Below are 24,804 nucleotides of genomic sequence, written 5' to 3'. Positions count from 1 at the left end.
ATCAGAGTACTAAACGCTTCAGACATTCGAGATAGGCCGCCTCATCGGGCATGCGCTTGTTCGATTGGGCCTCCCAGAGGATGCGGCCAAGGCACTCCATCATCTGGTGCTCCGCCTCATGAGGGTCATCCAGCCGCTGACAGAGGCGCTGATGGTAGCCGGCGATGCCGGCTGGCCGATCGGTGCTGACCTGCTCTTGCAAGGTGATGTGCATCCCCATATGCAGAAACGGGTTGGACTCACCACCCTCGGGCAGAAAGTCACGTGCCTTGGCCTGCTCGCCATCCAGCAGCATCGGTTGATACTCCGGATGCAGTTCGATGATGCCCGCCACCACCAGCTCCAGCGGCTGCATCGGCTCACCGCCGATACGCTTGCGCCAGGCGTCGACGAACACCTGGCGGATCTTATCTCTGTCACCTCCAAACAATGGGATAGCGCCTCAGTCAGGGGTTTTGCGTCGCTGCCTTGGCGAACTTCGCCAGCACCGCAGCCATCTTGTTTTTCACCGGCTCCCGATCGTGGATGCCAAAGCGATTGAGAATACGCGCCGGACGAGTGTAGCTGAGCCAGACTACGCCTTTGGCATCCCGCCAGACCAGCACCTTCAGCGGCAGATCGATACCGACCCGCTGGTCGCTGATCATCAGCGGGGTGCCCGCCTTGGGGCTACCAAAGATCAGCAGCTGGGTCGGTCGCAGGCTCTTGCCAACGCTGGCGGCACCCTTGGCGTGGTCGATACGGGCAAATACTTTCATGCCGGCGACCTTTACAACTTTTTGCAGACGATTCATGGTGCGCTCCACGCCAAACTCGCTACGCACATTGATCAGGCCATTGCCCGCCCAGACGGAGCTTGAGGCAAGCAGGGCGGCAATCGCCAGCAGAGTAGCCCATCGTTTCATATCATTCCTCCTCTCAATCCTCGACAAAGCTGCGGCCGCGGCCACTTTCATTCGGTTTTCTCGCAGCATTCGCAGAGATCTTCGATCACACAACTGCCGCAACGCGGCTTGCGCGCCACACAAGTATAACGCCCATGCAAGATCAGCCAGTGGTGCGCATCCTGCAAAAACTCCTGTGGAATCCAGCGCAGTAACTTTTTCTCCACCTCCAGCGGTGTCTTGCCTGGCGCCAGCCGGGTGCGGTTACCAACCCGGAAGATATGCGTATCCACCGCCATTGTGGGATGGCCGAAGGCGGTATTCAACACCACATTGGCGGTCTTGCGCCCCACCCCCGGCAGCGCCTCCAGCGCCTTGCGCTGCTCCGGCACCTCGCCACCATGATGCTCCAGCAGCATCCGACAGGCGGCGATGATGTTTTTCGCCTTGCTGTTGAACAAGCCGATGGTCTTGATGTATTCCTTCAGCCCCGTCTCGCCCAGTTCGAGGATCCCCGCCGGAGTGTTGGCCACCGGAAAGAGCCGAGCGGTGGCCTTGTTGACCCCCTTGTCGGTAGCTTGGGCGGAGAGGATCACCGCAATCAGCAGCTCGAAGGTCGAGCTGTAGTTAAGTTCCGTGGTGGGGTTGGGGTTGGCCTGCTGCAGCCGCTCAAAGATATGCCGGCGCTTCTCTTGGTTCATCTCAATCGCTGAGCCCCAGCTGGTGAAGACAGAAAGCGGGAAGTCTAGCAGTTCAGCACCGCTCAGATCATCTCCACCACCCATTTGGTGACCACACCAGTAGCGCGGGCACACTGCTCACCGCGTGCATCGTCAAAGGCTTTGTATTCCGTTGCATCCCACAGGTCATAGGTGCGGCCTGTGAAGCGTTGCTGCAACTCTTCACAGGTGATGCCGCCGAACTCCTCGCGGAAGCGCTCGACCAGCTCCCGACCCTTGCGAAAGTTGCCGATGCCTCGCCCCCGGTCGAGTTTGTCCCGATCCCGCCCGCGCTTGGCGCTGAGCGCCATCAGGCCACCGGTGAGCGCGCCACAGGCACCCTGCCCCATCAGACCTCCACCGCCAGAGAGGCCATGACTCGCCTTGATCGTCTCGTCACTGATGATGCCAATGGTCTCCTGCACCGTGGCCAACACACACTGAGGGCAGCAGCCATAATCCAGTTCATATTGAGTCGCCTTCGCATAGGCCTGTTCGGCGAGTTGTGCGCGCTTTTCCTTGTCCATTACTACTCCAGCAGGGATTGAAGATCGGTCAATTTCAGCAAAAGGGTGCAGCGGCGGCATTGATTATGGGCAATCGGAGCATCTGGGGGGCCGCTGAAGGGCAACACCGCTCCGCCATGTGCCTGATTGCTCACTCTGCAATGGGCAGATCACCACCCCCCATCCGGTTTTCCTCTTCACCCTGTTGATCCCCACTCTCCTTTTTGACGGTGCCGAGAAACGCGGGCTCGACCCGCTTGCCGTTCAACGCCATAGTGCAGTAGTCGGTCTCATCGATCTGATCCACCACCTTCTCCGCCAGCGCCTCCACCAGCAGGGAGGTTCCGCCGGTGGCTAGCGCGGTCAGGGTGGTGGCGGTGGTCTTCAGTGTTCCCGCCACCTTGGGGGTAATCGTCGGATGCGCCAGCGTGCCCCCAACACTGAGCGGCACCAGGGTCAGCTTCATCACACTGACATTCTTCGCCCGCGGGTCCAGACGCAGATCCAGCTGCTCTCTGCCAAGATCGATCTTACCTGTGCCGATCAGCGACAAGGCACCGGTGTCGAAGACGATGGCCCGGGCATCCGCCTGGCCCTTTACGATATCGAAATGGACCACACCGCAGTTGATCGGCTGGCCCTCTTTATCATCGGGCGACGGCAACAGCGCCTGCATATCGGTAGCGAGGAAACCGATCGCCCCGCTCAAATAGCGCCCATCATTGATCACTAGACGGGCCTCACCATCCGCCCCCGCCATCAGCTCATGCACAGAATCTCCCGAGCCTCGCAGTTGCAGATCCAGATCAGCCTTGCCGGCAAACTGCGGCGCCTCCCCCGGTCCCGCCAGCAACTCCCCATAGTCGAGCTGGCTAATCTGCAGATCTGTTTCCAAACGGGGCGACAAGGGGCGGCTGTCGAGCCTGAGATGACTGCTCATCCTGCCCCCTGAAAAGAGGCCCTGCAGCGGCTTCAGCTGCAGGATGCCATCCTTCAGCGAGAGCTGAAGCTCGAGGTCTTTGGCTACATGGCCACGGCCGGTGATCTGTTTCGCCCGATAGACAAGCTCCAGATCAGCCAACTTGAGGCTCTCCAGCGGCAAGGGCTCTTTAGAGAAGAGGAACTCCAGCGCCGCTGGCTCTGCTGCCTTCTCCCCCGACGAATCCACCTCCAGAATCTCGCTCGACTCCCTCTGAGCCTTCTGAACCGGTGTCTGTGTTTGCGGCGGTGGTGGAAAGATCGCATCGATGTCCAGCAGATTGGAGGCCAGCTCCGCCTCCACTGCCGGGCGCTCACCCTCGAGGCTGAACACCAACCAGCCGGAGAGGCCGCTGTTGCCCAGAGTCAGCAGCATCTCATCCAGGCTATAGCGATCTTGCTGCGCTTTCAGCTGGCCCGAAATTTTCAGCGGCAGAGCGGGTATCGGCCCGGCCTCTTTGAGCGCCGGCACCCACGCAGCCAGCGCCTTGACGGTTCTATCCGGATGGGGCGCATCCAGGCCAAGCTGCAGCTCGACCTCTTTGGCCGTCAGCGGAATCTTGACCATACCCTCTATCGAGAGCGCCGCATCCAACGCCGCGGCGTTAATCTGTAGCGGGGTCGGCCGACTCAACAACAGTTCAGCCAGGGAACCGATCTGGCCGTCCGCGCTAAAAGGATCCTCCCCATAGCTGCCAACCAGCTGGTACGCCAGCGGCCCTTTGGCAGCATCGAACCCCATCCGCAGATGTTCGAGCCGCAGCGGAAGCAGCGATTTGCGCTGCGGATTTTTGAGCTGCAGCGCTAGCTGCTTCAGCTCGAGATGGCTGTCGCCCTGCAGCTGCTGCAACAGGGCACGGGGCGATCTACCTCTGCCCCGCAGGTCGATAATCAGATCCAGCCTGCCCTGACTGATCTGCTCCACGCCCAAGGCGCGAGCCAAGATTGCCAGGTCGAGCTGCTCCGCCGTCAGCTGTATTCCCAAGGCCGGTGTGGATTTAGTGCTGTCGAGGGTCAGGCCAGCCTCGATCTGACCCTCCGCCAGCTTCAGCGAGAGGGGTTTCAGCTCCAGCCTGCCAGCCTGCAGCGAGAGTTCCAGTGCCAGCACCTCGATGCTCAATCCCTGGGTGATGACCCGCTGACCCTGGAAGCTTAGCCGGGCATCGAACGCCTGCAACATCGCCAGCGGCAGGGGTTTATCGGAGAGTCTGAGATCAAACAGATGATCCGACAACTGCGCCTGCGCAGCCGTTGGCTGGGGCAGCGTGGTTTTCCGCACCTCACCCTCTGCCTGGGGAGGCAGCAACTGATCCAAATCCAACAGGGTCGATCTGAGCGCCAGGTCAAAACGCGGTCGCTTGCCGCCAGGCGTGAATGCCAAGCGGCCGGTGAGGTCGTTGTCACCCAGGCTCCAGTTGAGCTACTCGATGAGATAGCCATCCGCTTGGTCCCTGAATTGGCCGCTGAGCCGCATCGGCTGATGCGGTATTGGCCCGACAGATTTCAATGCCGGCAGCATACTGGCGGCTGATGCCAGAGCCTGCGCCGGGTTGGGCAGATCCAGGCTGAAGGCGATCTCAATCCCCTTACCCGTCAGCGCATCCTGAATCTGGCCCTGCAGATCCAGGACGAGCCCCGGCAGGTCGAGTTTCAGGTCGACCGGCAAAGGGGTGCTGGCCAGAGCATTCGGCATCCCCACCCTGCCGGAGAGGCTGTAGGCCTGCTGGTTGATGGCGCCCTTGCCATCCAGCTCCAACAGGGTCTGGTCCGAGTTTGCGCCGAGTTGGAGATGATCGATGGTGGTGGTGGCGATTTCGCCGCTGGCGCCATCCCGGTAGCTGACTCTGACCCGTTCGATCTGTGCCAGACGCACCACCGGCAATAACGGCCTGCCGCTGCGGGAGTCGGCGGGACGACTCTTCGCCGGTTTGCCAAACTGCCAGTTGGCCTGCCCATCCGGGTCGGTCTCCAGCAGCAGATCCAGGCCAGCCAGCTCAATCCGATCCACCACCAGACGGCGCTTCAACAATGGCAGCAACTGCAGTTGCAGTTCCAGATGCTCTAGCTGCAGCATCGGCTGCCTGCTTCCCCAGGGGGCATTGGCAAGGCTGACCTGTTGCAGCTTGAGACGATTGAAGTCGGTATTCATCAGCAGGATCAAACCGATGAGCAGCACCGCAATCACAAACAGCGACACCAGACCCAGCGCAATCCCCAGCGTTTTCATCGCCACCCTCCCTCTTGGGCGAACCCCACTCAGCAGAAGCCAGCTGGCTACTCGATCGAGTCTTTGACGATGCCATCGAGCAGTTCAAAGATCTCCTGGGTCACCTTGCCCGAATCTCCCGCCAGATACTGTCGGCGGAACGCCACATAGACCTGTTCAGGTTCAGCGGCCTTAATATAAACAGCAATGGTGAAGGGGCAGATCACCAGATTCTCCGGCGTCACCTGGGTCATCTTGTGGGAGATCACCGCGCTGCAGAACTCCACCGACTCGGCCTTTTTGAAGACATCCTTGTAGCCCAGATCGGGGCCGGTACGATTCAGCATATCGCTCACATGCAGGGTGCCACTGACCAGCATGCCGCGTTCCTCAATCGCCATCTTGATGTTGTCGATGACATCCTCATAGGCCTCGTCCGACTTATAGATCTGCACGGCTCCCGCTGCCGCGGGTGCCTCTCCCCCAGCGCTTGCCAGCAGCGGCATCAGCAGGATCATCCACGCCAGAATCACTCTCATCTTCCTTCTCCTTCCCGATTATTGTTCATACGTCGCCGCTGCCCCAACAGGAGAGCACCCAACAGCAGCAGCGGCGGTAGCACAAACCACCAGTGCGACGGCTGCTGCAGGCTTTCATGGTAACCGACAATGCGACGAGTATAGCCCGGCTCCAGGCCGAGGTTTTCCGCCGGGCTCATGAAGCCGATATCGATTACTCGCAGACTATCGCCCTCAGCCTCGGTGACGAAACCCATACCCTGCAGACGCTCCGCCACCGGCAGATCCGGCACCATCAGGGTCAGTTCACGCATTACCAGCCGGCCGCTCTCCTGCTCCACTTCCACCTGCAGCCGCAGTGAATCACCCGGGGTAGTGGAACGCAATTGCTCCGCAATCTGCGAGGCAGGCTGCAACTGGTCCGGTGGATAGAGCCAATCCCGCCAGTAATCGGGACGAAACAGGGAGAAAGCGATCAGCAACAGCAGCAGACTCTCCCACCAGCGGTTACGCGCCAGCAGCCAACCCTGGGTGGCAGAGACGAACAGCAACATCGCCGCCAACGCTGAGCTAAACACAACCAGCAGGTGGCCGATGGAATCAACCCCGATCAGCAGCAGCTCGGTGTTGAAGATGAACATGAACGGCAACACCGCGGTGCGAATATCGTAGTAGAACGACTGCAGCCCGGTGCGGATCGGGTCGGCCCGGGAGATCCCCGCCGCGGCGTAGGCCGCCAGCCCCACCGGCGGCGTGTCATCGGCAAGTATGCCGAAGTAAAAGACAAACATATGCACCGCCAGCAGTGGGATCTCCAGCCCGTGGGCGGCGGAGAGCTGCACGATCACCGGCGCCATCAGAGTCGAGACGACGATGTAGTTGGCGGTGGTGGGCAAGCCCATGCCGAGCACCATGCAAACCAGCGCGGTGAGCAGCAGCATGAAGAAGACCGAACCGAAAGAGAGACTCTCGATCAGCTCCGCCAGCACCTGTCCGATCCCGGTCAGGCTCACCGTGCCCACCACGATACCGGCAGTGGCGGTGGCAACTCCGATGCCGATCATGTTGCGCGCGCCATTCTCCAACCCACGAATCAACGAGAGCCCACCGTGGCGTAGCGCCGCCGACAGATTGCGCCGGGCAAACAGCGCCCGCAGCCCCTCCTGGCTGAGCTGGATCAGCAGCATCAGACAGATCGCGTAGAAGACCGCGCTGGCCGGCGACAGCCGCAACAGCATCAGACACCAGACCAGCACCATGATCGGCAGTAGAAAGTGCAGCCCACCCAACAGCGCCCGGCCAACGCTCATCGCCTCATCCAGCCCCGCCTCACGGCGCAGATCACAACGCACCTCGCAGTAGATCAGCGCCACATAGAGGCCCATCACCAGCAGCGCCACCCCCCAGAAGGCGGCCGCACCAAACAGGCTAGCGATGCCCTCCACCAGCCAGTAGGCAAGCAGAAAAAACAGCAGCGTACCGGACAGCATCAACCCCGCCCCCAGCAGGCGGGCACTGAGACGGCGCACCGGCCGCATCTCGCCCTGCATACCCGCCTTCACCGCCTCCAGATGCACTAGATAGATCAGCGCCAGATAGCTCAACAGTGCCGGCAGCGCAGCGTGGCGGATCACCTCCACATAGCTGATATTGAGGTACTCCACCATCAGGAAAGCCGCTGCCCCCATCACCGGCGGCATGATCTGGCCGTTGGTGGAGGCCGCCACCTCGATCGCCCCCGCCTTCTCACCGCTGAACCCCACCTTTTTCATCAGCGGGATGGTGAAGGTGCCGGTGGTCACCACATTGGCGATGGAGGAGCCGGAGACCATACCGGTCAACCCGGAAGCGAGCACCGCAGCCTTGGCAGGGCCGCCACGCATATGGCCCACCAGGGCAAAGGCGACACGGATGAAGTAGTGGCCGCCACCGGCCTGCTCCAGCAGGCTGCCAAACAGCACAAACAGAAACACAAACCCCGCCGAGACCCCCAGCGCAACACCGAACACCCCCTCGCTGGAGAGCCACTGGTGGGAGGCAACCCGCGTCAGCGAGTGGCCCTTGTGGGCCAGCAAATCGGGCAGCCAGGGACCGGAAAAACTGTAACCAAGAAACAGCACGGCGACGATCGCCAGCGGCCAGCCGAGGGCGCGACGAGCCGCCTCCAGCAGCAACACTACCCCGATCACCGCGAGCGTCACATCGAGCAGGCTGGGATCACCAGCACGCTCTGCCAGAGAGTGATGGAAGAGGAAAAGATAGCCGGCACAGAAGGCCCCCACCAGGGCCAGCAGCCAATCGAGCAGCGGGATCTGATGGCTGATCCTGCCTCGTTGGGGTGGGAACGAGAGGTAGGCGAGAAAGATCGCAAAGGCGAGGTGGATCGAGCGCACCTCGGTGTCGTTGAAGACGCCAAAGCCGAGCGCGAAGGGGATCGGTGAGGCGACCCAGAGCTGGAACAGCGCCCAGCCCAGAGCCACTGCCAGCAACAGCTGCTTCGGCCAGCCTTCGGGACGGCGACCGCCATGCTCCACCGCCTCGATCTGCTCCAGGCGCAGCTTAGCGGACGCGTCACTCATTGGAGAAATTCGTCACTATGCAGCCCAGCTTGAACGCGGCATCAGGATCCAGCCCGGGGCAGGGCTCCTACTCTATCAACCCGGCTTCACGATAGTAGCGCAGCGCCCCGGGATGGTAGGGGGCGGAGTTGCCCTGCAGCATCGACTGCGGGGTGAGATGGGCAAAGGCGGGATGCAATCTGCGCATCGCCTCGAGATTTTCGAACACCGCTTTTACCAGCTGGTAGACCACTTCGTCATCCACATCGGCGCGGCTCACCAAAGTCGCCTTGGAACCAAAGGTATGGGCGTCGAAGTCGTTACCGCGGTACATCCCAGCCGGGATGGTGGCCGGCGCGTAGTAGGAGAGCGCGTCGATCAGCCGCTGCACCGCAGCCCCCTCCACCTGCACCAGTCGTGCGTCACAGGCGGTGGTCGCCTCCTTGATCGCCGCATTGGGGTGACCTGCCATAAAGATCATCACATCGATCTTGTTATCACAGAGCGCGCGGGACTGCTCCGAGGCCTTCAGCTCGGCGACCAGCTTGAAATCGTCCATGCTCCAGCCGAGCAGCACCATCAGTTCCTCTAGGGTACCGCGCTGACCCGAGCCGGGGTTGCCGACGTTGACCCGTTTACCCTTCAGGTCGGCCAGCGTCTTGACCCCGCTGTCAGTCCTGGCGACCACGGTAAAGGGCTCGCTGTGGATCGCGAAGACTGCGCGCAGATCTTTATTCGGACCCTTGGCCTTGAACTTGGAGCTACCCTGGTAGGCGTGCAGCTGCCAATCGGACTGGGCGATAGCAAAATCGAGTTCACGATTCGCCAGGGTGTTAAGATTGAAGATGGAACCGCCGGTAGACTCCACGGCACAGCGGATGCCATGGCTGCGCCGGTTGCGGTTGATCAGGCGGCAGATGGCGCCCCCCGCCGGATAGTAGACCCCGGTCAGCCCGCCGGTACCGATACTGATGAAACGCTGTTCCGCAGCCTGGGCCAGCAGAGTCAGGGAAAACAGCGACACAAACAACAGGGCCTTTCTCATCATCGCCTCCGGATCACCGGACGCCCGGCCCGGCCTGTGGTTTTTATTGCGGCAATCCTAACAGCTTCGCCAATCCATCGGGAGCGACAGCTATCCTCAGTGTTGATTCGGCAGAGGCTCAGGCCTCGAGATCGCATAACCCTGCACAAAATCGACACCCATGCTGGCCAGCTGCTCTCTGATCGCATCGTTCTCGACAAACTCGGCGATGGTCTGCTTGCCTAGTACCTGGGCGATGTCATTGATCGACTTCACCATCGCCAGATTGATCGGGTCATCCAGCATCTCGCGCACGAAGGAGCCATCGATCTTGAGGAAATCCACCGGCAGGTTTTTCAGGTAACCGAAGGAGGACATACCGCTACCAAAGTCGTCCAGCGCAAAGCGACACCCCAGCTGTTTAATCTCCAGCATTAGCCGCCTCGCCACTTCGAGGTTGGATACCGCTGCAGTCTCGGTGATCTCGAAACAGATCTTTTCCGGCGGAATTCCGAAGGTCTCAAAACTGTTGCTGATGAACTCGCTGAAACGCTCATCGCCGATGCTGTGCCCGGAGAGATTGATGGTGGCAAAGTCGAGGTCTTCCAGCTCTTCCGGGTAACTGGCCAGCCAGCGGAAGGCAGCCTGCACTACCCAGCGATCAATGCTGGGCATCAGGTCAAAACGCTCCGCCGGCACCAGGAACACGGCGGGAGAGAGCAACTCTGTATCCTGCATACGGACCAAAAATTCGTAACGCTGCAGGGCATTTTTCCGCTCCTCCCCCAGTGCGACAATAGCCTGACGGTAGAGCAGAAAACGCTCCTCCTCAAAGCCACGATGGATGCGCTCTACCCAGTCCATCTCCTCGCGTCGGCGCGCCAGTTCCAGATCATCCGGAGCATAGACCTGCACCCGGTTGCGCCCCCGCTCCTTGGCTGCGTAGCAGGCCGCATCCGCCGCACTCATCACATCCGCCAGGGTCTCTCCCTGCCCGGTGATCGGCACCACGCCAATGCTGATGCCTACGCTATAGCGGCGATCACTCCAGAAGAACTGGAACTTCCTGACCACTTTCAATACCCCCTCGGCGATCTTCTCCGCCACCGCCAGGGAGCAGTATTTCAACAGCACTCCAAACTCATCTCCGCCCAGTCGGGCCAGGGTATCGCTGAGGCGCACCTCATGCTTCAACATTTGACTCAGCTGCCGCAACAACTCATCCCCGGCAGCATGGCCAGAGGTGTCATTGACCAGTTTGAACTGGTCTAGGTCCATATAGAGCACACAGTGCTCCCTCCCCCCCTCATCCATCACCCGGTTCATGCGACGCTCGAATTCACGCCGGTTGATCAGGCCGGTGAGTGCATCATGGGTCGCCTGATAGGAGAGCTGCTCTTCCATCGCTCTGGCTGCGGTAATATCGCGCAGAAAGGCAGTAAAGACCGGCTCGCCACCCACATTCTCACGGGTCACCGTCAACTCCACCGGAAAGGTGTGGCCGGCCGCATGCAGCGCAGTCACCTCGATGCGCTCACCGAGGATGGTCGCCGCCTTTCCATCAAGCTGGCGCTGTATACCAGCCCAATGGGCATCCCGGCTCTCTTCCGGGATCAGCAGTTCGGCCATATCCCGGCTCACCATCTGTTCACGGCGATAGCCGAAGGTCCGTTCCGCGGCCGGGTTGAACTCCAACACCCGGCCCTGCGCATCCACAGAGACAATACAATCAAGCGCACTCTTGACGATGGCTGCCTTGCGCGCCTCACTGTCGGTGAGTGCAGCAACCGCCATGAGCTGCGCCTGCTGCCGGGCCGCCAGCTGTCGATAGCCCATCAGCAACCCGAACAGGCCCAACAACCAGACACAGGCATAGGCCGCAATCTCCCTCTGAATCGAGGCGTTCTCGATCTCCAGATACCCCCCCATCGGCAGCGCCACCCCGACAGCACCACCATTGCCGCCCACTCTCCAACCCTGGCCCGGATGGCAAAGCAGACAACCTTTATGCACCTTCAGCGGCCGCATCAGGCGCAGGTAAGGCTCGCCGTCGATCTCGGTGAACTCGAAAGCTTCCTCCTTACCCTGATCGAAGCGGGCCAGCGCCTGTTTCTCCCAGGCATCGGGCCTGTTCTCAGGCCGCAGCGGATTGAGGCTGGTCACCCGTCCCGGCACACCGTAAAGGTCGCCGTAGTGTTCCTTCATCTGGCGGATCATCGATGCCGGGTTGATCAGCGTAAGCTGGACTCCCGATGGGGTGGTCAGATCGCGATCAGGGATATGTTTGAGATAAGGATCGGGCTGAGTGGTCTCAGAGACCGGCACATAGATGCGCCCATGGTCGGTGCCCCAGAGGCGGAAGGCGTTGTCCTTGAAGAAGTGCGCGCGCGCCTCGGCGGTTGCCATCTCGCGGGTATTTTCTTGGATATCTGCGGCTCCCCAGAAGCTGAGCACGACAAACACCAAAGTCCAGCCTGCACTGAGCAGCAGGGAATACCACTTCAGGCTGTTTCGTCCAATCCCGCTGACACTGTCAATCAAAAAGCCACTCTCCATTACCAGGGGCGACTCCTGCCAACGAGTCGTCAGACCCAACCGACTGACCATCCCTCATCGATAGCCTTCGGTATGCGTATCCCCTGCGACAGAAAGCTTTCCGCCCGGATACAAAAAAAAGCGCCGCACAATTGACTCAACACCCTGTGCGCTTTCTCTACTTCTAATGTAGGCACTATCGCCCCCCGTTACCATCAGCATCCCCCATCAGCAGAGAAAAAACTGCAACAGAGCGCGGTGAACTTGTCCGGCTGTTCGGCATAGAGCCAGTGACCTGCGCCTTCGATCATGCGCAGCCGGGCGAAGGGGAAGTGACGCAGGATGATCGGTCGATACGACTCCCGCACATAGTCCGAGCGGGAGCCATGCAGAAACAGTGCCTCACCGGGGAAGGCCTGCCCACCGACTTCGGGAAAGGAGAGCAACTCCGGCAGCGCAGCCTGCAGACCACTCAAATTGAGTCGCCACTGCCACTCGCCATCGATGCGCAGCAGATTCTGCAGCAGATAGCCGCGCACCCCGGCATCATCGACCCATCGGGCCAGCTGCTGGTCGAGCTGCTGCCGGGTTGCTGCAGGAGACAGATCGACCCCCAGCAGGCCATCGAAGATTGCATCGAAACGGTGCGAATAGCTGACCGGGGCGATATCGGCCACGACCAGCCGCTCGAGCCGCTCAGGGTGTTGCAGCGCCAGCCACATCGCCACCTTGCCGCCCATGCTGTGACCGCAGAGATGGGCCGCTGAGATCCCAAGCCGATCCATCAACGCCAGCAGATCCTCCACCATCACCGGGTAGTCCATCGGCATCGCGTGGGCGGAGCGACCGTGGTTGCGCAGATCGGGGATGATCAGGCGGAAATCGGCGGCCAGCCGCCGGGCGATGCCGAGCCAGTTGGCGGAGGAGCCGAACAGACCGTGCAGCAGGATCAACGGCGGCGCAGTGGGATCGCCCGCCTCACGGTAGTGGAGCTGCAGACTCATGGGTTTCTGGAACCCGCAGGAGCGCTGCTTGCAGCGCGAATTACCCCCGGCAATTCGCCGCCGCGAGCGGCACTCCTACTTCTTGCGTTTTCTCGGCGGCAGCAGGTCAGTGATGCTGCCCTCGACCATCTCCGCAGCGAAGCAGATGGTCTCGTTGAGAGTTGGATGGGGGTGCACGGTGAGCCCGATATCCTCCGCATCGGCGCCCATCTCCAGCGCCAGCACGGTCTCGCCGATCAGCTCGCCGGCATTGGGGCCGACGATGCCAGCGCCGAGGATACGCTTGCTGCCGGGTTCAAACAGCAGCTTGGTCATGCCTTCATCACGACCGATGCCGAGCGCCCGACCGCTGGCGGCCCAGGGGAAGGCACCCTTCTCATACTCTATGCCCTTGGCCTTGGCCTCGGTCTCGGTCAGCCCCATCCAGGCCACCTCCGGATCAGTGTAGGCCACAGAGGGGATGGTCATGGCATCGAACTGGGCCGGCAGACCAGCGATCACCTCCGCCGCCACCTTCGCCTCGTGGGTCGCCTTGTGGGCTAGCATCGGTTGTCCCACCACATCGCCGATGGCGTAGATGTTGGGGACGTTGGTACGCATCTGCTGATCCACCGGAATGAAGCCATGCTCGTCAATGCTGATCCCCGCGGCCTCGGCGTTAATCGACCTGCCGTTGGGAGTACGCCCCACCGCCACCAGCACCTTGTCGTAGAGTTGCGGCTTGTCTGGTGCGTTTTTGCCCTCGAAGCTCACCTTCAGCCCCTGCTTCTGCGCCTGGACGTCGGTAACCTTAGTCTCCAACATGATGCTGTGGTAGCGCTTCTTGATGCGCTTGGTGAGCGGTCGCACCAGATCCGGATCACAGCCGGGGATCAGCGTCGGCTGCAGCTCGACGATATCAATCTCACTGCCGAGGGTGGCGTAGACGGTGGCCATCTCCAAGCCGATGATACCGCCACCGATCACCAGCATCTTTTTGGGCACATCGGTCAGTGCCAGGGCGCCAGTGGAGTCGATCAGGCGCGGGTCTTCGTGAGGGAAGCCCGGAATCTTAATCGAGCTGGAGCCACAGGCGATGATCGCATCGCTAAAGGCGATCGAGGTGCGCCCCTCAGCGCTCTCGACACCGATGCGATTGGGCGATTCAAATCGGCCCACCCCCTGCACCACCTGCACCTTGCGCTGCTTGGCCAACGCATTCAGCCCGGTGGTGAGCTTCTTCACCACCTTATCCTTGCCGGTGCGCAGTTTGTCGAGATCGATATCGGGCTTGCCGAAGCTGATTCCCATTGACTCCATCTCGGCCGCCTCGTTGATCACATCGGCGGCGTGCAGCAGCGCCTTGGAGGGAATGCAGCCGACGTTGAGGCAGACCCCGCCGAGACGGGGGTAGCGTTCGATCAGCACCACCCGCTTGCCCAAGTCAGCAGCGCGGAAGGCGGCAGTGTAGCCGCCGGGGCCACCGCCCAGCACCACCAGATCGGTCTGGATATCCGCCGGCCCTTTGACCGCCTCGGCCACTGGCGCGCCCTTCGGCTCGGGCTTAGGCTGAGCTGTTTCCGCCGCACTCACTTCCAGCCTGAGGATCGGGCTGCCGACAGAGATTTTATCCCCCACCTTGACCAGCAGATCCATCACGACCCCCGATTCGGGGGCCGGGATCTCCATCGTCGCTTTGTCGCTCTCCAAGGTGATGATGGAGTCCTCCGCCTCGATCCGGTCACCCTCGGCAACCAGCACCTCGATGATGTCGACCTGGTCGAAATCGCCGATGTCAGGAAGAGTAACCTCGATGGTTTTGCTCATGTTGTTTCCTCTGGGGAACGGCCTGTGTCTATGTTTGAATCTATAATGCCCACTGGGTAAGCGAACCTGCCATAGGTCGGGCTATGCCCGACATTATCCTTGATTTTGCTCGATGGCACACGGCGGCCTGGGAACCTCTAAACAAGTCATGATTGCTTTACGCTGGATAAAATCGCCCCAATTCGTCCCGAAGATCGGAGCAATAGGCCGGCTATTCCTGCTCACTTCAAAACAAATTGGAACGATTTTATCCAGCCTAAATCTACCCAGACTTATTCAGAGGTTCCCTAGGGGCCACCCTATCTCTACAACAGCAGCCGCCGGATGTCGCTCAACACCCCGCCCAGGTAGCTGGTAAAGCGCACGCCGTCGGCGCCATCGATCACTCTGTGATCGTAGGAGAGCGACAGCGGCAGCATCAACCGAGGCTGGAACGCCTGGCCATCCCACACTGGTTTCATCGCAGTACGGGAGACGCCGAGGATCGCCACCTCCGGTGCGTTGACGATGGGTGTGAAGGCGGTGCCACCGATACCCCCCAGGCTAGAGATGGAGAAACAACCACCCTGCAGATCGGCGGGCATCAGCTTGCCGTCGCGGGCGCGGCCACTGACCGCCATCAGCTCCTTCGCCAGATCGAACACACCCTTCTGATCCACATCGCGGATCACCGGCACCACCAGACCGTTGGGGGTATCCACCGCCACACCGATATGCACATATTTACGGTAGATCAGGCTCTCGCCATCGGGCGAGAGGGCGGCGTTGAAGGTCGGCATCTCGCGCAGTGCGGCGGCCACCGCCTTCATCAGAAACGGCATGAAGGTGAGGCGCAGATCTTGCTTCAGCGCTGCCTCCTTCTGCGCCTTGCGAAACGCCTCCAGCTCGGTGATATCAGCCTCGTCGAACTGGGTGACATGGGGCACCGTGAGCCAGCAGCGGTGCAGGTGGGCGCCGCTGAGCTTTTTGATCCTGCCCAGCGGCTGGGTGTCGATCTCGCCAAACTTCGAGTAGTCGATCTCGGGCCCGCTCGGCATCTGCAGGGGTGAACCTGAGGCTCGTGCCGGCTGGCCACCACTGAGGGACTTCTTGATGAAACCCTGCACATCCTCCTTAAGGATGCGCCCCTTGGCGCCGCTGCCGCTGATCTGACTGAGATCGACCCCCAGCTCACGGGCGAAGCGGCGCACCGCCGGGCTGGCGTGGGCCTTCCTCTCGCCTAGCTCAATGCTGCCCCCGGGCACTGGGTAGGGGCTGCTCGCTTTCTCACCCGCAGGTCGCCGTTCGGGCGCATCCGACTGCACCGCCGGGGCGGGAGCCTGCACCGTCTCCAGCTCCTCGGTGGCAAGCGCCGGTGCGTCGTGATTGGTGGGAGCCGCCTCTTCAGAACTCGCATCCAGGATCATGCGTAACAGCAGATGCCCCTTGCTAATCTGGTCGCCCACCTTGACCCGCACCTCGGTCACCCTGCCCGCATGGGGCGAGGGGATCTCCATGGTCGCCTTGTCGCTCTCCAGGGTGACCAGCGAATCCTCCACCGCCACCTGGTCCCCCTCGGAGACCAATACCTCGATGATCTCGACCGCGTCGAAGTCACCGATGTCTGGCAACACTACATCTGTCGTTTTTGCCACTGTCTATCCTCTACCGCCTTTTCGGCGCTCAATCTTTTCCCGGCTGGGATACCGAAGCCGGCCATGCTCTGATATCGCTAGAGCGTGCTCGGATTCGGCTTTTCCGGGTCGATCTTGTACTTTTTGATCGCCTTGCTGACTGCGGAGGCATCGATCTCGCCATCGTCGGCCAACGTCTTGAGGGCAGCCAGCGCCACATAGTAGCGATTCACCTCAAAGAACTTGCGCAGCTGTGAACGCATGTCGCTGCGGCCAAAACCGTCGGTGCCGAGCACGCTGTAGCGGCGATCGATATAGGGGCGAACCTGATCTGCATAGCTGCGGATGTAGTCGGTAGCGGCAATCACCGGGCCTTTGGTCTCCACCAGCTGCTGGCTGATGTAGGCGGTGCGCGGTGGCTGATCCGGATGCAGCATGTTCCAGCGCTCCACATCGACACCGTCACGCCTCAGCTCTGTGAAGCTAGTGACGCTCCAGACATCGGCGGAGATACTGAAGTCTTTCTCCAGCAGCTCGGCGGCGGCGATCACCTCCCGCAGGATCGCACCACTACCCAACAGCTGCACCCGTTTGCGCCGCTTGCCACCCGGCTGGAAGCGGTAGATGCCACGGCGGATGCCCGCTTCGACACCTTCTGGCATCGCCGGCTGTAGGTAGTTCTCGTTCATCACCGTCAGATAGTAGAAGCAGTTCTCCTGCTCCTGATACATGCGGCGCATGCCATCCTGCATGATCACCGCCAGCTCATAGGCGAAGGCTGGGTCGTAGGCGACGCAGTTGGGGATGGTGGCGGCCATCAGATGGCTGTGGCCATCCTGGTGCTGCAGCCCCTCGCCGGCTAGGGTGGTGCGACCGGCGGTACCGCCGATCAGGAAGCCACGCGCCTGCATGTCGCCGGCGGCCCAAGCCAGGTCGCCGATGCGCTGAAAGCCGAACATCGAGTAGTAGATGTAGAACGGGATCATCGGCGTGCCGTGGTTACTGTAGGCGGTGGCGGCAGCAATCCACGACGACATGGCCCCCGCCTCGTTGATCCCCTCCTGCAGGATCTGGCCCTTTTTATCCTCCCGGTAGTACATCACCTGGTCGGCATCCACCGGCTCATAGAGCTGGCCCACCGAGGAGTAGATACCGAGCTGACGGAACATCCCCTCCATACCGAAGGTGCGCGCCTCGTCGGGCACGATCGGCACCACCTGTCGACCCAGCTTCTTGTCACGCAGCAGCATGTTGAGCATCCGCACGAAGGCCATAGTGGTGGACATCTCGCGCTCACCGCTGCCCTCCAGCAGCGGCTGGAACAGGCTCAGCTCCGGCACCTGCAGCGCCTCCGCCTGGGTGCGGCGGCTCGGCAGATAGCCACCCAGCTCCTGTCGCCGCTGATGCATATATTTCATCTCCGGTGTGTCGGCAGCCGGCTTGAAGAAGGGAGCGGCGCCGATCATCTCGTCGGGGATCGGGATGTTGAAACGATCACGGAAGGCGCGCAGCGCCGCCTCGCCCATCTTCTTCTGCGAGTGGGTGATGTTCTGCCCCTCACCGGCCACGCCCATGCCGTAGCCCTTCACCGTCTTGGCCAGGATCACCGTCGGCTGGCCAGTGTGCTTGGCGGCCTCGGCGTAGGCGGCGTAGACTTTGTGCGGATCGTGGCCACCGCGGTTGAGGCGCCAAATATCCTCATCGGTCATGTCGGCGACCATCTCGGTAAGCTCCGGGTATTTGCCGAAGAAGTGCTCACGAGTGTAGGCGCCGCCCTTAGCCTTGTAGGCCTGGTAGTCGCCATCCACCGCCTCTTCCATGCGTTTTAGCAGGGTGCCATGTTTGTCGCGGCTGAACAGCGGATCCCAGTAGCCGCCCCAGATCACCTTGATCACGTTCCAGCCGGCACCACGGAACACCGCCTCCAGCTCCTGGATAATCTTGCCGTTGCCACGCACCGGGCCATCGAGCCGCTGCAGGTTGCAGTTAATGACGAAGCAGAGGTTGTCGAGTCGCTCGCGCCCGGCCAGGGAGATCGCCCCCAGCGCCTCCGGCTCATCCATCTCGCCGTCGCCGCAGAAGGCCCAGACCTTGCGCTTTTCGGTGTTGGCGATGCCGCGGTCGTTGAGGTAGCGCATGAAACGCGCCTGGTAGATCGCCATCAGCGGCCCGAGCCCCATCGAGACGGTGGGGAACTGCCAAAAGCCTGGCATCAGCTTGGGATGGGGGTAGGAGGAGAGACCGTTGCCATCCACCTCCTGACGGAAGTTGTAGAGCTGGTCCTCGCTGATCCGCCCTTCGAGGTAGGCGCGAGCATAGATGCCGGGAGCGGAGTGGCCCTGGAAGAAGATCAGATCGCCCTCCTGCTCCTTGTTGGAGGCGCGAAAGAAGTGGTTGAAACCCACGTCGAAGAGGGTCGCCACCGAGGCAAAGCTGGAGATGTGGCCGCCCAACTCGGTGGAGATGCGGTTCGCCTGCACCACCATCGCCATCGCGTTCCAACGGATGAAAGAGCGGATGCGCCGTTCCATCGCCCGGTCACCGGGGAAGCGCTCCTGCTGACTGAGCGGGATGGTGTTGAGATAGGCAGTATTGGCGCTGAACGGCAGGTGCGCTCCGGAACGGCGCGCCTTGTCGACCAGCCGCTCGATCAGGAAATGGGCGCGTTCGACACCTTCATTCTCCAGCACCGCCTCCAAGGCGTCGAGCCATTCCTCTGTTTCCTGCGGATCGATATCGGGTTTGTTTACCATCGAGATTCTCTATGCGATTTTCGTTTTTTCTGCAGCAACTACAGCAGCAGGCTCTGCCACTCTGTTGTCTGTCAGGACATCCAGACCCTAATGATCCGATATTGCTTACAAGCCATCATGCACCACCTTGAGCTGCCAGCCTGCAGTAGCAGTCAGCGATCGATCAATATTTGGATTATCAATAGTCAGAATTTAGCCCGCTAATATACTGAAGAGTAACTAAAATTCCAGCTGTTTTTCTATCAAATAAGCCGCAGGATTGTGCGTCTTTCGGATTAGCTTTGTGTGGGCAAACGACGCGCCTGATTTCGCAAACGCGCCAGTACGCATTACGGGTGGACGTCGAATGGGGGCGGGGAAAATACCGTGCAATTGCGTCCGGCCGCCTTTGACTCGTACAGAGCGGCATCGGCAATGGTGAGAAGCGCATCGCCCCCACGCTTATCCTCTGGTGGCACAAACAGAGTCGCACCGCAGCTGATCGTCACCTCCAGCTTGGCCTGTTCAATAACAATCGGAGTATCGGCCATGGCCCGCCGAATACGTTCCAACAGGTTCTGTGCCTGATCCTTTTTCGCATTCAGCAGGATCAAAAACTCCTCCCCGCCATAACGGCCTACCTGATCATAGGGCCTGAGTGCACCAACGATGCGCTTGGTCACCTCCTGCAACACGGCATCACCGGCGGGATGACCGTGAGCATCGTTGATGCGCTTGAAGTAATCGATATCGCACAGGCCGACGCATAGGGGTTGCGACTGGCGTATGGCGCGCGCCATCTCCTTCTCCAGCATCTGCATCACAGCCCCGCGGTTGAGCAGTCCGGTCAAGGCATCATGGGTCGCTTGAAATGCCAACGCATCTTTTGCCCCAAGTAATTCCTGCTGAAGTGTCAGCATGCGTCTGCCGACCTGCAAGCGGGCCTGCAAGCGGGCCTGCAAGCGGGCCTGCAACTCCGCATTTTCGAAGGGTTTGGCGATATAGTCATTAGCGCCGGCATCCAGCCCGGCAACGATGTCGCCGGTCTCACAGCGGGCGGTCAGCAGAATGATAAAAGGTGGATTGCTACTCTGCTGCTGGCGAATTCGTTGACACAGGGCCAGACCATCCAGCTTCGGCATCTCCCAGTCGAGCAGCAGCAGTCTCGGTGCTTCATCTTCCTGCATGATCTGCCAAGCCGCCTCGCCATCTTCCACGGCTATTGGCTCATAACCCCATTTGCGGGTCACAGCCGCCAACATGGTACGTGAAGACAGGTCATCCTCAGCGATTAGTAGTTTCAAACAGCTGCTCCTTCATTGCTGCCTTGAGTTGCACGAAGCGCTTTTCCAGCTCTGGTAGCCCCTCACGGATAGCCTCCAGGTCAGCGGCCTTGCCAGCCTGCTCCATCGTCAGGGCCTGGGCGCTGAGCGCCATACCGCCCACGTTGGCTGCTGCACCTCTGATCTTGTGTAGCTGGGCGGTGGACTGCGCCTTATTATCAGCCGCGACCAGGACCTTGAGCTGTTCAATCTGATCGGGCATATCTCCCAGAAAGGCCTCGGCCACGGTGCGAACCAGGGCGTCATCATCCGCCAGTCGGCTGCGCATGTCGGTGTAGTCAAACACGGGTTCATCAGAGTGTTGGGGTGAGGGAGCGGAGTCATGGTTGATCGAAACTCCAGGATTTTCTGCGCTTCGAGGCTCATCAGACTTACCTTCGTCCCCTTCAGGATTGGCCTGCTGACAACAGGCAGGCAACCACTGTTCCAGCGCTCGGCGCAGTTTTCTGGGGTCCACCGGCTTGGCGATGTGGTCGTCCATACCTGCCTCGATGCATTTGTCTCGATCGCCCTGCATGGCATTGGCGGTCATGGCGATCACCGGGATATTGTGATCTTTGACCGATGATTGCGGATCACGGATGCGGCGGGTGGCGTCATAACCATCCATCACCGGCATCTGGCAATCCATAAAAACCAGATCGTAGGGGAACTGTTCGAGGGCAGTAATCGCCTCTTGCCCGTTGGCGACCAGGTCGATGTGAACGCCGAATTTTTCCAGCATGCCCTGGGCCACTGCCTGGTTGGTGACATTGTCCTCCACCACCAATACCCGGGCATTGAACTGCTGTACTTCACGGGCTGTGTAACGGGTGATCAGCCGCTCGTCGTCGCCGGTGATACCGGCCACCTGCAGCAGAGCGTTGTAGAGTTCGGACTGGTTGATGGGCTTGCTGAGATAACCAAAAAAACCCGCCTCATGCATCTGTTTGGCATCGCCACGCCGGCCCTGGGAAGTAAGTAGGACCGTACGGGTAGCAGCCAGTTTTTTATCGCTGTGGATGCTGGCTCCCAGCTGTGCTCCATCCATGCCGGGCATCTGCATGTCGAGCAGAGCAATGGTGTAGGACATATCTAGCCCCGCCGCATCATGGAGCGCCTGCAGCGCTGCCGGACCACTTGCCGCCAGGTCATGTTCAACCTGCCAGACAGTGAGCACCTCGTCGAGCAACTGGCGATTGGTCGCATTATCGTCCACCACCAACACCTTCTCACTGCGCAGGTCGCTGGTCTTGCGTGGCGGAGTCTGCACCTCAGCATTGGCCAGATCCAGAGTAAAAAAGAAGGTAGAGCCCTCACCGAGGCTGCTCTCCACCCCAATCTCGCCGCCCATCAACTCCACCAGCTGTTTGCTGATCGACAATCCCAGGCCAGTACCACCGTATTGACGAGTGGTGGAACCATCGGCCTGGGTGAAACGTTCGAACAGATGCTCCTGCTGTTCGACACTCAGGCCGATGCCGGTATCACTCACCCTGAAGCGCAGCAGGGTTCGATCACCCTCCTCTGCTACCAAGTCGTAGCGCACCGACACCTCGCCCTGTTCAGTGAACTTGAGGGCGTTGCCCACCAGGTTGGTCAGGATCTGGCGGATACGCCCTGGATCACCCTGGTACCAGTGATGCAATACCGGGTTGGCCGGACAGACCAGCTCCACCCCCTTCTCTTCAGCGCGGAACGCCATGGTTGCAGCAAAATCATCCATCAGGGCGCCCAGATCGAAGTCGATGATCTCCAGATCGAGCCTGCCGGCCTCGATCTTGGTGAAGTCGAGGATGTCGTTGATGAGGCTGAGCAGGGATTCGGCACTGCGTTTGACGATCAGGGCACGCCCATGCTGCTCATCACTGAGCGGACTGTCCAGCAGCAGACTGATCATACCGATCACACCGTTCATAGGCGTGCGGATCTCGTGGCTCATGTTGGCGAGGAACTCGCTCTTGGCCCGGGTGGCGCTAAGAGCCTCGTCGTAGGCGACCTCCAATGCCTCACGCGCGTCAATCAGATCACGCTCACGTTGATCCCGCTGCTGCATGACATTGGCGAGATCGTTCACCGATGCCGCCATCAACCGCAACTCCCGGCTGGAGGAGCGTGAGAGGTGGAGCGGAACGGGATGTTGCGCTTCCGACAATCCGGCCAGAGAGTCGCTGATACGGCGCATCGGACGAATGGCCAGCCAGTGAATAAGGATGACGATCAGCCCGGTCAAGATAACCAGCATCATCGAGATAAAGAGCTGAACCTCGGCCACATGACGATTAATCTTGCGGTGAACAGGTTCCATATTCCATTGAATATTGATTGTGCCAAACTGCTCGCCATCAAACACAATGGCATGGGTGTCGGTGCGTATTTGGTCGTTGCCAGCATCCCTGCTCCGCGAGCGTTGAACCAGCAGTTCACCCTGTTCATTCTCAATAGAGAGTTCGGCCATGTTGGGCGTCTGCTCAAGCGCCTGCGCCATCACTGTCTCCAGCAAAGGAATATCCTCCGCGATCACCGCATCGATAACCGTTGCGCTCAGCAGCGCAAACGCGCTGCGGCTCTGTTCATCTACCTGTTTAAAGAGAAAATCGCTCACCATATGGCGGGCCAGGGGTGCAGTAATCAGGTTGATCAGCAGTAGTGCCGCCAACAGGGCCAAACCCAGCTGCAGCCAGAGGGGCCAGCCCTTGCCTGGCGAAGGAGATGAATGACTTATGGCATCCGATCCTGGAGTTTCAGTTGTGGTTCGACTGTCCAAAGAACTCTTCATTGTCCTGCATCGACTCCCGGATCGGCGCGTAGTCACTATCATCAGCGGGCAGGAAGCCCGATTTCTTGAGTGCCTTTAGCGCCGCAGAGTCTTTGAGTTCAAGCAGGGTCTCTTTTAGTGCAGAGATTGTCCGTGTGTTCAAAGTGCTGCTGGCGATCCATGGTTTGGTGACATTAGGAAAACGGGCCAGCTGACGAATTGGCGTGCCCTTCTTCTTCAGCTTCTTGAATGTACTCTCCTTGAGCGCGCCGGCATCAAACTGGCCGGCGCCAACAGCTGCGCCGACCCGGTCGTGTCGACCAAGGTATTTATAGCTGGCCAGATCGTGGGCAAACACACCGTTTTGCAACAACAGATGTTGCGACAAATAACGACCGATGGTCGAACGCGGGCTGCCAAACGCGAAACTCCGTCCCTTAAGGTGGCCGATCTCTTTAATAGGGCTCTGTTCATGGACACAGATGATGCCGTAAAAAGTTTTGCTTCCCTGTTTACTCTCCATCACCAGCAGCTGAAGATCAGGATTCCGCTGCTTGCTGGTGATGTAGGAAGCCGGCCCCATCCTCGCAAAATCGACCTTACCTGTAACAAGATCCTCTATGCCCTGATCATAGTTTTTTGCCACCTGTATTCTGATGCGCACAGGCTCCCCCAGTTTATCCGAGAGCCGGGCCTGCAGCGCCTTGAGCACTGGCCGAAATTGCCTCACCATGGTGGTAGGCTTGTCGGAAGTGTAGACACCAAAGCTGAGCTTCACCTCGGCATGAGCAGGGGCGGCAATCAGTGTGAACAGTAGCAGTGTTGTGGTGATCGGGGTTTTCATATCGTTGTATAATATTAAGAGTAATCTTTTCTTCGGCATTTTTTGTCCACAGGAATCGAAGTCAAATTTGACCAGAACTTCAGGATCGTCTACGCCTCGATGCTCATCAAATTTGTCTTGTCAGCCTGGTGACAGCGATCAGGCAGCCACTACTCCAGTGCCCGTCGTAATTTCGTTGGCTCCACCGACTTGGCAATATGATCGCCCATGCCTACGGCGATGCACTTATCCCGGCCCCCCTGTATTACATTAGCAGTCATGACCATCACCGGGATGGCATGACTTGTTCAGAGGCGCCTTAACCAGCGATTGCGATCACGAATCCGCTGGGTGGCGTCATCCTCATCCAGCACCGGCATCTGGCAATCCATGAACACCAGGTCGTAGGGGAGCCGCTCGAGGGCAGTGATCGCCTATTCACCGTTGGCAGCCAGATCAATGTTAATGCCGAACTGCGCCAGCATGCCCCGGGCCACCAACCAGGTGGTGATATTGTCCTCCACCACCACTATCTTTTCGTAGTACAGGTCGGCAATCTGGCGCGGAGGAGACCGCGTCTCGGCATTAGCCAGATCGAGGCTAAACCAGGATGCTGCGCCCTGAGCGGCAATACTGCCGATGGATACCAGCACAACACGCGACAACACGAACAAGAGACAACGCTGCAAACCACCTTTGGTTTTTATTAGCATCGTCTCTCCCCACGGCCACGAGGATGACAAGACCCCACATTCCCATTACCCACGAGGCGTTCACCGGCACATCAATGTAAATATTTATCGGCATGGGACGATACT

Annotated in this window: 17 protein-coding genes and 2 pseudogenes; 1 reads left to right on the top strand and 18 read right to left on the bottom strand. The window is 60.1% G+C overall.

Going from position 1 to position 24,804, the window contains the following annotated elements:
• Position 1: 1 nt before the first annotated feature.
• From Ga0074115_RS02540 to aceF, 13 genes are all read right to left on the bottom strand, one after another.
• Positions 2 to 430 carry a DUF1841 family protein gene (locus Ga0074115_RS02540; RefSeq protein WP_057955210.1) on the bottom strand — a complete coding sequence of 143 codons (429 nt, stop codon included), beginning with the start codon at positions 428 to 430 and terminating at the stop codon, positions 2 to 4.
• Positions 431 to 446: 16 nt separating this feature from the next.
• Positions 447 to 905: a DUF302 domain-containing protein gene (locus Ga0074115_RS02535; RefSeq protein WP_057955211.1), complete on the bottom strand. Its 459-nt coding sequence runs from the start codon at positions 903 to 905 to the stop codon at positions 447 to 449.
• A gap of 47 nt (positions 906 to 952) precedes the next feature.
• The gene (gene nth, locus Ga0074115_RS02530; protein WP_057955235.1) at positions 953 to 1,585 is read right to left on the bottom strand and encodes an endonuclease III; all 633 of its coding nucleotides are present in this window, start codon (positions 1,583 to 1,585) and stop codon (positions 953 to 955) included.
• Positions 1,586 to 1,647: 62 nt separating this feature from the next.
• The gene (locus tag Ga0074115_RS02525) at positions 1,648 to 2,130 is read right to left on the bottom strand and encodes a C-GCAxxG-C-C family protein (RefSeq protein ID WP_057955212.1); all 483 of its coding nucleotides are present in this window, start codon (positions 2,128 to 2,130) and stop codon (positions 1,648 to 1,650) included.
• A gap of 130 nt (positions 2,131 to 2,260) precedes the next feature.
• A complete protein-coding gene (locus tag Ga0074115_RS02520; protein WP_269747022.1) occupies positions 2,261 to 4,495 on the bottom strand; it encodes an AsmA family protein in 2,235 nt (744 codons plus the stop codon).
• A gap of 12 nt (positions 4,496 to 4,507) precedes the next feature.
• Positions 4,508 to 5,314 (bottom strand): AsmA family protein, encoded by an 807-nt coding sequence (locus Ga0074115_RS16540; protein WP_232432864.1) that lies wholly within the window; start codon positions 5,312 to 5,314, stop codon positions 4,508 to 4,510.
• A gap of 47 nt (positions 5,315 to 5,361) precedes the next feature.
• Complete coding sequence (locus Ga0074115_RS02515) at positions 5,362 to 5,832, bottom strand: hypothetical protein (RefSeq protein ID WP_005966203.1); 471 nt, start codon at positions 5,830 to 5,832, stop codon at positions 5,362 to 5,364.
• Positions 5,829 to 8,390, bottom strand: a complete 2,562-nt coding sequence (locus Ga0074115_RS02510) for a TRAP transporter permease (RefSeq protein WP_057955214.1) — start codon at positions 8,388 to 8,390, stop codon at positions 5,829 to 5,831. Before Ga0074115_RS02510 ends, Ga0074115_RS02515 begins: the two co-directional genes overlap by 4 nt.
• A gap of 67 nt (positions 8,391 to 8,457) precedes the next feature.
• Entirely contained in the window at positions 8,458 to 9,414 is a 957-nt protein-coding gene (locus Ga0074115_RS02505) for a TAXI family TRAP transporter solute-binding subunit (protein ID WP_198295029.1), read from the bottom strand.
• A 96-nt stretch (positions 9,415 to 9,510) separates the two neighbouring features.
• Positions 9,511 to 12,000: an EAL domain-containing protein gene (locus tag Ga0074115_RS02500; RefSeq protein WP_087959715.1), complete on the bottom strand. Its 2,490-nt coding sequence runs from the start codon at positions 11,998 to 12,000 to the stop codon at positions 9,511 to 9,513.
• A gap of 143 nt (positions 12,001 to 12,143) precedes the next feature.
• Complete coding sequence (locus tag Ga0074115_RS02495) at positions 12,144 to 12,932, bottom strand: alpha/beta fold hydrolase (protein ID WP_060528174.1); 789 nt, start codon at positions 12,930 to 12,932, stop codon at positions 12,144 to 12,146.
• A gap of 75 nt (positions 12,933 to 13,007) precedes the next feature.
• Positions 13,008 to 14,738 (bottom strand): dihydrolipoyl dehydrogenase, encoded by a 1,731-nt coding sequence (lpdA, locus tag Ga0074115_RS02490; protein WP_057955217.1) that lies wholly within the window; start codon positions 14,736 to 14,738, stop codon positions 13,008 to 13,010.
• A 305-nt stretch (positions 14,739 to 15,043) separates the two neighbouring features.
• Entirely contained in the window at positions 15,044 to 16,372 is a 1,329-nt protein-coding gene (gene aceF, locus Ga0074115_RS02485; RefSeq protein WP_057955218.1) for a dihydrolipoyllysine-residue acetyltransferase, read from the bottom strand.
• Here aceF and Ga0074115_RS17200 point away from each other — a divergent pair.
• Positions 16,366 to 16,542, top strand: a pseudogene (locus tag Ga0074115_RS17200) (hypothetical protein); the annotation flags it as partial. The gene aceF and the pseudogene Ga0074115_RS17200 overlap by 7 nt on opposite strands.
• Here Ga0074115_RS17200 and aceE read toward each other — a convergent pair.
• From aceE to Ga0074115_RS02460, 5 genes and pseudogenes are all read right to left on the bottom strand, one after another.
• Positions 16,471 to 19,104, bottom strand: a pseudogene (gene aceE, locus Ga0074115_RS02480) (pyruvate dehydrogenase (acetyl-transferring), homodimeric type); the annotation flags it as partial. The pseudogenes Ga0074115_RS17200 and aceE sit on opposite strands and share 72 nt — an antisense overlap.
• A 329-nt stretch (positions 19,105 to 19,433) precedes the next feature.
• The gene (locus Ga0074115_RS02475) at positions 19,434 to 20,387 is read right to left on the bottom strand and encodes a GGDEF domain-containing response regulator (protein WP_060528173.1); all 954 of its coding nucleotides are present in this window, start codon (positions 20,385 to 20,387) and stop codon (positions 19,434 to 19,436) included.
• Positions 20,368 to 23,073 (bottom strand): response regulator, encoded by a 2,706-nt coding sequence (locus Ga0074115_RS02470; protein ID WP_060528172.1) that lies wholly within the window; start codon positions 23,071 to 23,073, stop codon positions 20,368 to 20,370. The genes Ga0074115_RS02475 and Ga0074115_RS02470 overlap by 20 nt, the downstream gene beginning before the upstream one ends.
• A 76-nt stretch (positions 23,074 to 23,149) precedes the next feature.
• Positions 23,150 to 24,007: a PhnD/SsuA/transferrin family substrate-binding protein gene (locus tag Ga0074115_RS02465; protein WP_057955220.1), complete on the bottom strand. Its 858-nt coding sequence runs from the start codon at positions 24,005 to 24,007 to the stop codon at positions 23,150 to 23,152.
• 413 nt (positions 24,008 to 24,420) lie between these two features.
• A complete protein-coding gene (locus Ga0074115_RS02460; protein WP_057955221.1) occupies positions 24,421 to 24,699 on the bottom strand; it encodes a response regulator in 279 nt (92 codons plus the stop codon).
• Positions 24,700 to 24,804: the final 105 nt, after the last annotated feature.

It is taken from the genome of endosymbiont of Ridgeia piscesae, from assembly GCF_001443665.1.
Taxonomy (GTDB): domain Bacteria; phylum Pseudomonadota; class Gammaproteobacteria; order Chromatiales; family Chromatiaceae; genus Endoriftia; species Endoriftia persephonae.
The sequence above is the reverse complement of the archived record's forward strand: the minus strand, read 5'-3'. Positions and strand labels throughout refer to the sequence as shown.